Raw genomic sequence first — 12,944 nt, 5'->3', positions numbered from 1 at the left:
CAAGACGCGTCAAACCGGGGGAGTTCACCATGTCGACCATCACTGCGGCGCCGGCCGCCGAGCCGAAGCCGCTTTACACCTCGCTGTTCGTCCAGGTCCTGGCGGCGCTGGTGCTCGGCATCATCCTGGGCGTGACCGTCCCGGACTTCGCCATCAGCCTCAAGATCCTGAGCGACGCCTTCCTGAAGTTGATCTCGATGATCGTGGCGCCGATCGTGTTCTGCGTAGTCGTGCACGGCATTGCCGGTGCCGGCGATCTCAAGAAGGTCGGCCGGGTCGGCGTCAAGGCGCTGGTCTATTTCGAGGCGATGACGACGGTAGCGCTCGTGGTCGGCCTCGTCCTCGCCTATGCCTTCGGCCCCGGCCACGGCATGAACATCGATCCCTCGACGCTGGACGCCAAGGCACTCAACACCTACGCCGACAACGCCCACAAGCTGCAGGGCGCGGGCATCGGAGCCTTTCTGCTCAACGTGATCCCAAGCACCTCATTCGATGCGCTGTCGCGCAACGACGTGCTCCAGGTGCTGTTCTTCGCCGTCCTGTTCGGCGTCGGCCTTGCGCTGGTCGGCGGCGAGAAGGGCAAGCTCGTCACCACCATGATCGATGCGGCCTCCACCGTGCTGTTCCGCGTCATGGGGCTAATCGTGCGGGTCGCACCGCTCGGTGTGCTCGGCGCCGTCGCCTACACCGTCGGTAAATACGGCGCCGGTTCGCTGAAGCAGCTCGTCTCGCTGGTGATGCTGTTTTACGTCTCGGTCGGCATCTTCGTGCTCGGCGTGCTCGGCGGCGTGATGGCGCTCGCCGGAATCAACATCCTCAAATTTCTCGCCTACCTGCGCGAGGAGCTGACCATCGTGTTGGCGACCGCCTCCTCCGATGCGGTGCTGCCGCAGATCATGAAGAAGCTCGAACGGATGGGCGTGAAGGATTCCGTGGTCGGTCTCGTGATTCCCACCGGCTATTCCTTCAACCTCGATGCGTTCTCGATCTATCTGACGCTTGCAGTAGTCTTCATTGCGCAGGCAACCAACACGCCGTTGTCCTTCGGCGATCTCCTGCTGGTGCTGGGCGTGTCCCTGATCACGTCGAAGGGCGCCCACGGCGTACCGGGCTCGGCCATCGTGATCCTGGCAGCGACGCTCAACGCGGTGCCGAGCATTCCAGCGATCGGCCTCGTGCTGGTGCTCTCGGTCGACTGGTTCATCGGCATGCCGCGCGCCGTCGGCAACCTCATCGGCAACTGCGTCGCCACCGTCGTGGTCGCCGCCTGGGAAGGTGATCTCGACCGCACCAAGGCGGCGCAGGTGCTGGAGGGCGGCGAGACGGTGGACGTGACGGCAGGTTAAGCCGCCGTCGGGCGCTAGCGGAGGTGCCCATGCTCATAGTGCCTGCGCTCCGCCGCCGTGAGCGGCGGCCTCGCCGCACTTGCCGGCGTCACCGCAACCACGACGGCGGCGCTCGATTGCTGCCGTCCCAGCACGAGCAGGTCGACGCCATCCGGCGTAATCCGCATCGCATAGTCGTAGCCATCGAGGAGCCTGGCTGCCACGCGCGATAGCGGCCCGTCGAACACGCCGGTCGTTTGCGTTTCGAGCGTGTCGCTCGCGCGATAGCGCAGATTGAAGCGGTCGTGCAGCGCCGCCAGGACGTCGCGGAGGGTGGCGTCGCGGGCCTCGATATGCACGGCATCCGGCCTGCCATCGACTTGCACCTCCGCCGTTGCCGCACAATCGCCGGCCAAGAGGATGACCGATGCAGTCATGATCAGCAGGGCAACACGCCGCATCGTCATACCAGCTCCGCCTCCGGAATCTCCCGCGCAAGGCGTTCGCGCAGCGGCGCCAGCCGTTCGGCATGGTGACGCCATTTGCCAACCGAGGATGCGTAGACCGGGCGGCGCACCTGGACGGCACTGGCGGTCGCCGAGGGCGCCGGGCTTTCGTGAAACCGCATCACCTCGTCCTCCCAGGCAAGCCCCAGGAAGCGGATGATCTCTCGGCTCGCCGCCGCCTGGTCCCGCACGATATCCTCGTATTTGATCTCCATCATAGCATCCGGCGGCAGCACGCTCCGCCAATGCTGCGACAGCCGGCGATAGGCCAGATAATACTCGGCGAGCTCGATCTGGTGATAGGAGAACGAGAATTTGCCGCGAAAGTGTGCCTTGTAGATCGCCCAGCACGAATCCATCGGATGCCGCTGCACCAGGATGATCTTCGCCGACGGCAGCGCCGCGTGAATCAGGCCGCAATAGAGATAATTCTCCAGCGTCTTGTCGATGAAGCGGACGTTGTCCGGAACGCGCAGCGCCGCGGCCGTGTCGAGATAGCGTCTGCCGATGCCTTCGAGGTCCCGGCCGCCCGGACGCGCCACCATCGCACGGCGCATCTCGGCCGTGAACGCACTGGTCTCGCCAACCGAATGCATGGTGGAATGGCTGGCGATGATCCGTTCTACCAGCGTGGTACCGGTGCGCGGCAGGCCGGTGACGAAAACGGGCGCGGCCTCGGCGTGCCCGCGCGGCGCTGCCTCGATCCAGCGACGCGTGTGCGCCTGGATGATCGCATCGACCTCACCAATCTCGGCCGCGGGGGCGCGCGGCAGCGATCGATGCTGCAAGTGGCAGCCGGCCTCGACGTGATCGAACGCGTTGCCCCAGAGCTCGAGATCCTCGTATTCCTTGCCGAGCGCAAAGTGCAGCATGATCTCGGCCGGCGGCGACAACCGCCCCTCGCGGATCAGCGCCTCCATCTCGTCGACATGGTTGCGGTCTGCGGTCTGGATGCGAAGGTCCGAGCGCAGGTAATGGGCAAGGCCGTAGTGACGGTCGCCGGCGATCGCCGCGTCGCAATGCATTTCGGCATCATCGAGCGCACCGATCATCCGCTCGGCCGCAGCGAGATTGAACAGATATTGCGGCACGCCGGGCTGCCGCTCGAGCGCGCGGCGGAAGAGCTCCCTCGCCCGTTGCTGAAGCCCGAGCAGCCCGAACATCGCGCCGACCGCATCGAGCGCGTCCGGTGCATCGCCAAGATGTTTGGCCGCGGCCTCTGTTACTTCGCAGGCTTGGCGCGTCTGCCCGCTCACGAACAGACATTTGGCGCGCAACGCCAGCGCGATCGGATTGGCTGGCGCCAGCGCAACGGCGCGATCCGCACTGACGATCGCCGCATCCTGCCGGCCGCGCGAGAACGCGGTCTCGGTCAGGAGCGCCCAGATACGCCAGTCCGACGAATTGCCTGCCAGGAGCTGCGCGCATATCCGCTCGGTCGCCGCCAGATCGCCGCCGGCGAAGGCGCGGCGCGCGGCGTCGATCGAAGCGGTGCTCGCGCTGGGCGGTAGCATGCCGTTCACGCGGATGACTCCATGCTGCATGAGCAAAACGAGATTGACCCGGCGGCCGGGCGGCCGCCGGGTCATACGGATGAAGGCTATCGGCCGAGATCAATCATCGTCGCGATCGTCGTCGTGTCGATCGGCGAAGTTGAAGTTGCCGAAGAGATCGCCGATCGCCGGCCGGTTGGTCGGAACGTAGGGATTGTCGTCCGATGCCACTGGATTGGGCAGCGTATCGCGCGTCTTCGGCCCCAGCGGCTTCAAGTGCCAGTTGCGCTCGATGAACTTGGTGATCGAGACGTGATCGCCGTATTCATGCGAGACGTGCCCGCCGCGGGAATATTTCGAGACCACCCAAAGCGGGATGCGCGTGCCGTCGCCGAAGAAGTCGACCGGCTGCACGTAGCCGGAGTCGTAGTAGCCGCCCCCCTCGTCCATGGTGATGACGATAGCGGTCGACTTCCACAGCTCCTTGTTGGACTTCACCTGGTCGACGATCTTCTTGGTGAAGGACTCGAAGAGGTCGAGCCGGGACGACGACGGATGACCGTCGTTGAAGGTGCTCGGCTTGACGATGGACACGGCCGGCAAATTGCCGTTGGCGATCGCATCGTACAGATCGAGCGTATCCTTCAGATGCGCATCGCGCGCTGTCTTGTTGGTCATGACGGAGGACGAATAGAGGAAGGGGTTGCAGATATTGCAATAGAGATAGGCGACCGGATCAAGTGCGCCGAAATTGGTGCCTTCGCCCGGCGCGGTCTTGAAGTCGTTCCAGCGCTCGCCGAAATAGGCCCAGGAGACGTCCGCCTGCGTCAGCGCATCGCCGATGTGCCGTTGCTTGATCACTGGCGGCAGCGTGAACGGTCCGTTGTTGATCGGATCGGTGGCGCCGCTGCCGATATAGGACGGAACATAGTTGTTCAGGAGATAGTAGGCGTTCGGCGCGCAGCGCGGCGACACGTGAATCGCGTTGAGGTAGGTCACGATCGGACCGACGCCCGGCTGGTTCGGATCGGAGCAGTTCGAATAGCTGCCGCCGCCATAGCCGTCATTGAGATACCAGTTGTTGGTGCCCGGCGCGGGGTTCGGGTTCTCGATCTCGTTGACATATTGCGGCGGATTGGAGCCGGGGACCAGGACGTGATCCGGCTTCGCGGGATCGCCCTTGTCGTCGGCGTAGTAGAGCGCGTCGGCATAGCCGAGCGCCATGTGATTGGCGAAGGTGCCGCCCATCACGGCCTGATGGAAATTGTCGCTGAGCGTGTACTTGCGGGCAAGCTCCGTCAAATAGGGCGCATCACCCCGGGCGACGTTGTAGAAGCCGAGCGCGATATCACCTTCCTTGAGCGGCTTCGGCGTGGGATTGCCGTTGCTGCCCGAAGAGACCGTCTCTTCGACCCAGGTGAACAGGTCGGACTGGCATCCACTTGGATTGTGGTGAGTGGCTTTGCTGACATCGCAGTCGAGCTGCTGCCACATCTGGTAGAAACGGTGCACCGGGCTGCCGCCGTAGGTCTTGTAGAGGCTTACCGGAATTTCGTCACCTTGCGGGAGGGTGACCAATGGGTAGGGGCCGTTGGGCAGATTGTCGAAATCCACGATGCGCGAGTCCGGCGAACTGCCGGGGAGCCCCGTCGCACCGGTGGTCAGCAGCGGCAGGTCCTGTTTCCTCAAACCATAGTCGGCCTGGGCCGCGAGTTGCAGCGTGGTGAGGCAGCCCGGACCGTTGAGCGCGGCTTGATCGACTGAAGTGTAGCAGGATTGCGGCGCGTAAGAGGTTCCCGGCGCCTGCACCTTGTTGGTCGTGTGGTTGTATGGCGTCTTCTGGCCGGGGTTGATGGAGAAGGTGTTGTTGACGACGGCGGAGGACTGCGACGCCTTGGCGTAGTTCGGACCGGGGATTCCGTCCTTGGTGATAATGCCCTTGGAAAGAAGATTGTCGACCCGCTCGCCCGGGCGCGGCTCATAGGTGGCGAACACGTGGTCGAAAGTGCGGTTCTCGCCAAGGATTACAATGACATGCTTGATCGGCGTCTCGGTTCGCTCGCCATTCTTGTTGTTGCCACCGAGAGCGTTGTTGTCCATCGCATAGACGTCACATCCCATCAGCGCCAGGATCCCAGCCGTGACCACGGTGCGATCGCGTAGTCGTCGTGTCATTTTCGAAAGCATTGCACGCCCCTCTGTTCGTTTCCTGAATGCAGAGAATTGTTTCAACACATGTCAGGCTAAGGTGCGCAGTTGTCAGACGTGCTGCGCGGACATATCACTTCCGTTACGGGATTGTGACGACGTGCAGAGGCCAATTGTCGCAACCGGCGCGACGTGCGCGGGGGGCTTGTGGATTGCGATCAACGACTTGTCGGCGATTTCCCGCGACGTTCCATCGGCGCGCGAGCGCCGGTCAGTCGCCCCAATGCAGCAAGGGCGTTCCGAACGCCCTGCTCCAGACGGACAGGAAGCGGGGAAACCAAGAGTGCGCTACGGCTCCCTTGTAGGCCCAGGTACGGTATTTCAGCCCTGATTCCGAGATCAATTCCTGATAACCGCCATGGAGCTCGGTCGCAGTGCGAATGTCCTTCAATATCCCCTGGGCGTAGGACCGATAAGTATCGCTCCCCGCGTGCTGATCGTAGTCCAGCATGCGATCGGCAAATTCGACATTGAATGTTGGCCACGAGGAACGTCCCTGGTAGGCGGGCGCCGCAATCTTGTGGATCATCTTGTTGCGCGGATTATCCGCAGACACCAGGAAGTGGAACGTGCTCGGGATGCGAAAGCGAGGTTCGGCAATAACCAGATCCGTCGTGGCCGCAAACAGCACACGTTCGCTCGCCTCGCTCAGGTCCCAGAATCCGCGATGCACACTGACGAAATCCAGCGCGACGGAGGACGCCGGCGAGCCCGCCGGGTCGTCCAGGGAGTGCCTGATATAACCGTCTTTGCCGAACAGGCTGAGCAGCTCCTTCTTGTACTGTGCGAGCTCACGTCCGAGCAGCGCCTTCAGTTCGCTCTCGTCGACGACGCCGAGCTGCACGCCCCACACGAAGGTCGTATAGACGCAGGCGTTGGTGACGAAACGCCTGCGTTCGGCGCGCGTGTCCGTTGCCGCGGAACGAGGGGCGCCGACGTCGCACAGCAAATGACCGGCTCCGTCATCGTTGAACGGCTCAAGCTCGCTTGCGAGGTGCAAGATCGCCCGTTTCAGGTCGGCGCCATATTCGGCCAGCAACAGACGGCCGGCATGAGCGCATTGGGACATTGCCAGATAAGACGACGCCCTCTCCTCGGCAGAGAGCATCTGCTGAAGACCCGCAAGAATGCCGAGCAGCGTGTCCGAGGGCCGCGAGAAATAGTTCACGCCGAGATACCGCGCACGCCCCGCAGGAACGATGGTCGTCGTGACGACGTCGGCGCGAACCGCCTCCAGCAAGAGACGGACGCTCTTTTCGAGCAACCGTGCCCGCCGGACCGCGTCCTGCGCATCCATGATGGTCTCGGGATCGAGGACGTCGGGATAGAACCAGGCGAAGTCACGCGGGTAGTAAGCGGATGCGTGCGGCGCGCCAGTGACAAGAAAGGACTCCGTCACCGAAAAGGCACTGTCCATCGAGTGCCGGTAAAGATCCTCGATGGCCGACAACGAATGATGCGACTTCCTCAGGAAGCGGTCACCGAGAAAATTCATCGCCTGAAGAGCGTTGGCGACAACGGTCGCGGTCAGTCCCTGATAAAAGCGGTTTGCGCGATGGGATGGAAAAGAGATGTCGCTATTCATATGCGTTGTCGAATGATGTCTCGTGATCCCGGTGGGGGCGGCCATTATTCTAGCCCTGTCTGATTCGTGTCTCCATCCGGTGACTTGCGGGAGCGGGCCTACCCCTCCCGCGGCCGAAAATTCTCGATCACCCTGAGTAGCACCCGCGCGCCGGCATCAGCATCGGCAAGTTCGACATGCTCGTCCGGATGGTGGCTGACGCCGCCGCGGCAGCGGACGAAGATCATGCCGACGTCGGCAATGTCGATCATCGCCATACCGTCGTGTCCTGCTCCACTCGGCAGCTCGAACACACCAAAACCTTCCGCTGCGATCGCCTGCGCGATCTGGTCCTTCAGCCAGGGCGCGCAGGGCGCGGTGCGGTTCTCATGAGTGACGTCGAGCTGGAGCGCAAGCTGCCGGCGCTTGGCGATCGCCTCGATCTGGCGGACGACGTCGGCGACCGCGCGCTTGCGGTGCATGTCGGTCGGCGCGCGCATGTCGATGGTGAACGAAACTTCGCCGGGAATGACGTTGGTCGCGCCGGGTTTTGCGTGGATGTAGCCGACGGTGCCGACGAGCCCGCCCTCATCGGTGCGGCAGAACTGCTCGATCGCGGCGATGCATTCGGCCGCCCCGGTCAGCGCGTCGCGGCGAAGCGCCATCGGCACGGTGCCGGCGTGGCCGGCCATGCCGGTCAGCCGCGCGGCGAGCCGCGTCGCGCCGGCGATCGCGGTGACGACGCCGACTGGGAGATTTTGTGCTTCCAGCACCGGTCCCTGCTCGATGTGCAGCTCGAAATAGCCCAGCAGCTCCCGCCGCGTCCGCGCGGCCGCGCCGATGTGGTCGGGATCGAGACCGAACTGCACGAGCGCATCGCGCATCGAGACGCCGTCGCGGTCGCGCGTGTTCAACACGCTCTCATCGAACGTGCCGGCGACCGCGCGGCTGCCGAGCAGCGTCGACGCAAACCGCACGCCCTCCTCGTCGGCAAAGCCGATGACCTCGATCGCGAACGGCAGGCGTTTGCCGCGCCGGTTCAGCTCCGCCACGCAGGCAATCGCGGTGATCACACCCAGGGGACCGTCCCATTTGCCGGCATCGCGCACAGTGTCGTAATGCGAGCCCAGCATCAGGCATGGCAAACCCGGCCGTTCGCCTTCGTAGCGACCGCAGACATTGCCGATCGCATCGAGATGCGCGCGCATGCCAGCCTCGCGCATCCAGCCGAGGATGAGATCGGTAGCGGTGCGCAATTCCTTGGTGAGATAGATCCGCGTGAGCTTGTCCGCGTCCTCCGAGATGACCCCGAGCTCGTTGATGCGACGCACGATCCCTTCGCCGAGCGAGCCATTTTGAACGGCGATACCAGGAGCCATCTCGCTCAAACTTTCCATCCTCCGGGCCGCAACCTCTCAAGCGAGGCCCGACGACCATCGATACAAGTTCGGTGCCGGAGCGCGCCTCGCGCGCATGGCCCGACTCGCGGATTGGTTAGCATGAATGCAGCGCCGACAGCGCCATCCGGCAGACGGATAGTCGAAGGGAAGTCAGTTAAGACTGCTTAACTACATTGCATACAATGTCGTGATACTGCCTATAATTTAGCCTCCAAGGCATCTGCCCAAGATTCGACCCCGGAACAAAGCCTTTATTTTATAACGGGTTAATCGCTCCTGCTTGCTCAATAACCTCTGGCACGAAGCTTGCGACATCGTATTCCGGCTGCCCCCGACTGGCGGTGGCCGCGAGAGAGGGGCGGACCACCGCCAAAGGGAGCATCCAATGGATCTTGGCAGGATTTCACGACGGCATTTGTTGCAGGGTGGCGCGGCGCTCTCCTTGGGAGCGGCAGTCGGTGTCCGCCCGGCTTTCGCGGCCGAGACGACGATCGGCTTCATCTATGTCGGCTCGCGCGACGACTATGGCTACAACCAGGCGCACGCGCAGGGCGCGGCGGCGCTGAAGAAGATACCGGGCCTGAAGGTGGTCGAGGAAGAGAAGGTACCGGAGACCGATGCGGTCGAGAAGACCATCGAGTCCATGATCAATCTCGATGGCGCTACCCTGCTCTTCCCGACCTCGTTCGGTTACTACAGCCCGCACATGATCAAGATGGCGACCAAGTACCCGAAGCTGCGCTTCGAGCACTGCGGCGGCCTCTGGACCGACAAGGATCCGAAGAACGCCGGTAGTTATTTTGGTTATATCGACGAAGCCCAATACATTTCCGGTATCGTCGCTGGCTTGACTTCGAAGAGTAGCAAGCTCGGCTTCGTCGCAGCCAAGCCAATCCCCCAGGTGCTGCGCAACATCAACGCCTTCACGCTTGGCGCCAGGTCCGTCAATGCGAAGGCCACCACGCAGGTGATCTTCACCGGCGACTGGTCGATGCCGGTCAAGGAGGCCGAGGCCACCAACAGCCTGATCGACCAGGGCGTCGACGTCCTGACCTGTCACGTCGACGGTCCCAAGACCATGGTCGAGAACGCCGCGCGCCGCGGCGCAATGGTCTGCGGCTATCACTGCAACCAGTCGGCGCTGGCGCCGAAGGCGTATCTCACCGGCGCCGAGTGGAATTGGGAGGCGCTCTATCCGAAGTTCGTCAAGATGATCGCCGCCGGCGAAGAGATCCCGAACTTCTACCGCGGCGGTCTGAAAGAAGAGATCGTGAAGGTATCTGCCTATGGCGAAGCGGTGTCGGCCGAGGCACGCAAAGCGGCCGAGGAGGCCAAGGCCAAATTCCTGTCTGCGGACGGGTTTGCCATCTTCAAGGGCGGCTTGCTCGACAACAAGGGCAAGACAGTAATTGCCGCCGGCACCGAGCGCGGCCAGAAGGATCCCGAACTCGAGAAGATGGACTACCTCGTCGAAGGCGTGATCGGAGCGACTTCGTGACAACGGAAGCGGCGGATCCCGTCGGTGCGGTCGGGGCCGTCGCCCCGGTCGCTGACGCGGGCTTCCTCCAGCGCCACGGCGCGAGCATTGAGTACATCTTGATCCCAGGCGCGGCGCTGGTCGGCGCGCTCGCGGTGTTCGGCATTTTCGTCGCGCTGTTCGGCAAGAACCCGCTCGACCTCTATTTCTACATGTACCAGGGCGCGTTCGGCACCTGGTTCTCCTGGCAGAACACGCTGACACGCGCAGCACCGCTCATCCTCACCGCGCTCTGCACAGCGCTGCCCGCGCAGCTCGGCATGGTCATCATCGGCGGCGAGGGGGCGCTGCTGATCGGCGCGCTCTCGGCAACCAGCGCGGCACTGGCGTTGCAAGGCCTACCGCCGCTCGTGGTCCAGATTGCGATGGTCTGCGCCGGCGTGATCGGCGGCGGACTGTGGATCATGCTGTCCGGCGCGCTGCGGCAATATCGCGGCGTCAACGAGACGATCTCGAGCCTGTTGCTCGTCTATATCGCACTCGCCATCCTCAACCATCTCGTCGAAGGCGTGATGCGGGATCCCGCAAGCCTCAACAAGCCGTCGACGCGTGAGATCGGCGCTGTCAACATGATCGGCAGCATCCCCGGCACCGACGTGCATTGGGGCCTTGTCTTCGGCCTGGCTGCCGCAATCGCCGCTTACATCCTGATCTACCACACCGTGTTCGGCTTCGCCGCGCGAGTTGCCGGCGGCAACATCCGGGCCGCAAAGATCGTTGGACTCGGCGTCAACAAGCTCATCCTCATAATCTGCTTCCTCGCCGGCGGCGCGGCGGGGCTCGCCGGCATGGTCGAGGTCGCGGCCGTGCAGGGCCGCGCCAACGCCAATCTCGCCGCGGGCTATGGCTTCACCGGCATACTGGTCGCCTTCCTCGCGCGGCAAAATCCGCTTGCGATCATTCCAGTGGCGATCCTGCTCGGCGGCATCAGCGCCAGCGGCGGGTTGTTGCAACGCCGCCTGGGGCTGCCCGATGCGTCCGTGCTGGTGTTGCAAGGCATCATTTTCGTTTTCGTGCTGGCAAGCGATGCGCTTTACGGCCGCATCGGTTTTCTCAAGGAGAAGTCCTGAGATGGCAGATGCCTCGATCGGACTCTGGACCGTGCCGCTCGCCGTGTTCGGCGGCGCCATTCGCGTCTCCACTCCCTTCCTGTTCGTGAGCCTGGGCGAATGCATCACCGAGCGTTCCGGCCGCATCAACCTCGGCCTCGAAGGCACGCTGGTCATGGGCGCGATGAGCGCCTATGGCATTTCCTATCTCTCCGGCTCGCCGTGGCTCGGCGTCCTTGCAGCCGGCGTCACCGGCGCATTGCTTGGCGCACTGCATGCCGGCATCTGCTCGCTGCCGCGCGTCAACGACATTGCGGTCGGCATTGCGCTGATGCTGTTCGGTACCGGCCTCGCCTTCTATCTCGGCAAGCCGCTGATCGAGCCGACCGCGCCGCGGCTGCCCGCAATCGACTTCGGCTGGTGGAGCGACATCCCTCAGGTGCGCGCGGCACTGCGCATCAACGTCATGTTCCTGATCGGCGTCGCGCTTGCGCCGATCCTCTACTGGGCCTTCCGCACCACGCGCTGGGGCCTCCTCATCCGCACCGCCGGCGAAAGCTCGGATGCGGCGCGCGCGATGGGCCATTCCGTGCTCCTGATCCGGCTGCGCGCCACCATGGTCGGCGGCTTCCTCGCCGGCATCGGCGGCTCGTTCCTGTCGCTGTTCTATCCCGGAAGCTGGAACGAGGGCCTCTCCTCCGGCCAAGGCATCACGGCGGTTGCGCTCGTGATCTTCGCGCGCTGGGATCCGATGCTGTGCCTGTGGGCCTCGCTCGCCTTCGGCGGCGCCGCGGCGCTCGGCCCCGCGCTGCAATCGGTCGGCGTCACCTCCGGCTATCACCTCTTCAACGCCGCGCCCTACATCCTGACGCTGGCGATCATGATCATCACCTGCTCGCCGAAGCGCACGCTGACGGGCGCGCCGGCTGAACTATCGATTACCCGCTAGGAAGCGAACTCATGCCCGAGCGTCACATCAAGTCCGAGCCCTACGCCTGGCCCTATAACGGCGATCTGCGCCCCGAGAACACGGCGCTGATCATCATCGACATGCAGACCGATTTCTGCGGCGTCGGCGGCTATGTCGACAAGATGGGCTACGACCTGTCGCTGACGCGAGCGCCGATCGAGCCGCTCAAGAAGCTGCTCGCAGTGATGCGCAAGCAGGGATTCCACGTCATACATACCCGTGAAGGCCATCGGCCCGATCTCTCTGATCTGCCCGCCAACAAGCGCTGGCGCTCGCGGCAGATCGGCGCCGGGATCGGCGACCCCGGCCCATGCGGCCGTATCCTCGTGCGTGGCGAGCCCGGCTGGGAGATTATCCCCGAGCTGGCGCCGATGGCGGGTGAGCCCATCATCGACAAGCCCGGCAAGGGCTCGTTCTGTGCCACCGATCTCGAGCTGGTCCTGCGCGTGCGCGGCATCGACAACATCGTGCTGACGGGCATCACCACCGACGTCTGCGTCCACACCACCATGCGCGAGGCCAACGACCGCGGTTTCGAATGCGTGCTGCTGCACGATTGCTGCGGCGCGACCGACAAGGGCAACCATGACCATGCGCTGAAGATGATCAAGATGCAGGGCGGCGTGTTCGGCGCGGTCGCGACATCTGACGCCTTCATCGGGGTGATCTCGTGATCATCGGCGAAATACCTCCGCCTAGCGGCGCCTTCGGCGTCGATGCCCTCGCCATGACTATGCGCTTCGGCGATTTCCTGGCGCTGGACAAGGTGGAGCTTAAGGTGCGTCCCGGCTCCTTCCACGCGCTGCTCGGCGAGAACGGCGCGGGCAAGTCGACGCTCGTCAAATGCATCATGGGCTACTACCACGCCACCGAAGGCGACATCCTGATC

General features: G+C 63.8%; 11 protein-coding genes. 6 read left to right on the top strand and 5 right to left on the bottom strand.

Annotated features, from left to right (window positions below):
- Nucleotides 1–29 precede the first annotated feature (29 nt).
- Nucleotides 30–1,349 (top strand): dicarboxylate/amino acid:cation symporter, encoded by a 1,320-nt coding sequence (locus SO180_RS27950; RefSeq protein WP_449382050.1) that lies wholly within the window; start codon nt 30–32, stop codon nt 1,347–1,349.
- 14 nt (nt 1,350–1,363) lie between these two features.
- Here the strand turns inward: SO180_RS27950 and SO180_RS27945 are convergent, their stop codons facing one another.
- The 5 genes from SO180_RS27945 to SO180_RS27925 all read right to left on the bottom strand — a co-directional run bounded on the left by SO180_RS27945 (nt 1,364) and on the right by SO180_RS27925 (nt 8,478).
- Nucleotides 1,364–1,795, bottom strand: a complete 432-nt coding sequence (locus SO180_RS27945) for a hypothetical protein (RefSeq protein ID WP_449382049.1) — start codon at nt 1,793–1,795, stop codon at nt 1,364–1,366.
- Nucleotides 1,792–3,348 carry a sulfotransferase family protein gene (locus tag SO180_RS27940; RefSeq protein ID WP_449382094.1) on the bottom strand — a complete coding sequence of 519 codons (1,557 nt, stop codon included), beginning with the start codon at nt 3,346–3,348 and terminating at the stop codon, nt 1,792–1,794. The genes SO180_RS27945 and SO180_RS27940 overlap by 4 nt, the downstream gene beginning before the upstream one ends.
- Nucleotides 3,349–3,447: 99 nt before the next feature.
- A complete protein-coding gene (locus SO180_RS27935; protein WP_449382048.1) occupies nt 3,448–5,514 on the bottom strand; it encodes an alkaline phosphatase family protein in 2,067 nt (688 codons plus the stop codon).
- A 232-nt stretch (nt 5,515–5,746) separates the two neighbouring features.
- Nucleotides 5,747–7,120 carry a hypothetical protein gene (locus SO180_RS27930; RefSeq protein WP_449382047.1) on the bottom strand — a complete coding sequence of 458 codons (1,374 nt, stop codon included), beginning with the start codon at nt 7,118–7,120 and terminating at the stop codon, nt 5,747–5,749.
- A gap of 98 nt (nt 7,121–7,218) precedes the next feature.
- Nucleotides 7,219–8,478 (bottom strand): allantoate amidohydrolase, encoded by a 1,260-nt coding sequence (locus tag SO180_RS27925; RefSeq protein WP_449382093.1) that lies wholly within the window; start codon nt 8,476–8,478, stop codon nt 7,219–7,221.
- A 406-nt stretch (nt 8,479–8,884) separates the two neighbouring features.
- Here SO180_RS27925 and SO180_RS27920 point away from each other — a divergent pair, with 406 nt between their 5' ends.
- The 5 genes from SO180_RS27920 to SO180_RS27900 all read left to right on the top strand — a co-directional run.
- The gene (locus SO180_RS27920) at nt 8,885–9,997 is read left to right on the top strand and encodes a BMP family ABC transporter substrate-binding protein (protein ID WP_449382046.1); all 1,113 of its coding nucleotides are present in this window, start codon (nt 8,885–8,887) and stop codon (nt 9,995–9,997) included.
- Nucleotides 9,994–11,106: an ABC transporter permease gene (locus tag SO180_RS27915; protein ID WP_449382045.1), complete on the top strand. Its 1,113-nt coding sequence runs from the start codon at nt 9,994–9,996 to the stop codon at nt 11,104–11,106. Before SO180_RS27920 ends, SO180_RS27915 begins: the two co-directional genes overlap by 4 nt.
- Nucleotide 11,107: 1 nt before the next feature.
- Nucleotides 11,108–12,034 (top strand): ABC transporter permease, encoded by a 927-nt coding sequence (locus tag SO180_RS27910; protein WP_449382044.1) that lies wholly within the window; start codon nt 11,108–11,110, stop codon nt 12,032–12,034.
- An 11-nt stretch (nt 12,035–12,045) separates the two neighbouring features.
- Nucleotides 12,046–12,729, top strand: coding sequence for a biuret amidohydrolase (gene biuH, locus SO180_RS27905; RefSeq protein ID WP_449382043.1), 684 nt, complete (start codon nt 12,046–12,048; stop codon nt 12,727–12,729).
- The coding region (locus SO180_RS27900; RefSeq protein ID WP_449382042.1) for an ATP-binding cassette domain-containing protein at nt 12,726–12,944 on the top strand (219 nt) is incomplete at its 3' end. The genes biuH and SO180_RS27900, both read left to right, overlap by 4 nt.

The organism is Bradyrhizobium sp. UFLA05-112, from assembly GCF_053572325.1.
Note: the sequence above shows the minus strand (reverse complement) of the source record. Positions and strands in the feature narration are given on the sequence as shown.

What these genes read in the sequence shown, in the direction of transcription:
- SO180_RS27950 (WP_449382050.1), top strand. Translation starts at nt 30, where the DNA reads ATGTCGACCATCACTGCGGCGCCGGCCGCCGAGCCGAAGCCGCTTTAC.
- SO180_RS27945 (WP_449382049.1), bottom strand. Translation starts at nt 1,795, where the DNA reads ATGACGATGCGGCGTGTTGCCCTGCTGATCATGACTGCATCGGTCATC.
- SO180_RS27940 (WP_449382094.1), bottom strand. Translation starts at nt 3,348, where the DNA reads ATGCTACCGCCCAGCGCGAGCACCGCTTCGATCGACGCCGCGCGCCGC.
- SO180_RS27935 (WP_449382048.1), bottom strand. Translation starts at nt 5,514, where the DNA reads ATGCTTTCGAAAATGACACGACGACTACGCGATCGCACCGTGGTCACG.
- SO180_RS27930 (WP_449382047.1), bottom strand. Translation starts at nt 7,120, where the DNA reads ATGAATAGCGACATCTCTTTTCCATCCCATCGCGCAAACCGCTTTTAT.
- SO180_RS27925 (WP_449382093.1), bottom strand. Translation starts at nt 8,478, where the DNA reads ATGGCTCCTGGTATCGCCGTTCAAAATGGCTCGCTCGGCGAAGGGATC.
- SO180_RS27920 (WP_449382046.1), top strand. Translation starts at nt 8,885, where the DNA reads ATGGATCTTGGCAGGATTTCACGACGGCATTTGTTGCAGGGTGGCGCG.
- SO180_RS27910 (WP_449382044.1), top strand. Translation starts at nt 11,108, where the DNA reads ATGGCAGATGCCTCGATCGGACTCTGGACCGTGCCGCTCGCCGTGTTC.
- biuH (WP_449382043.1), top strand. Translation starts at nt 12,046, where the DNA reads ATGCCCGAGCGTCACATCAAGTCCGAGCCCTACGCCTGGCCCTATAAC.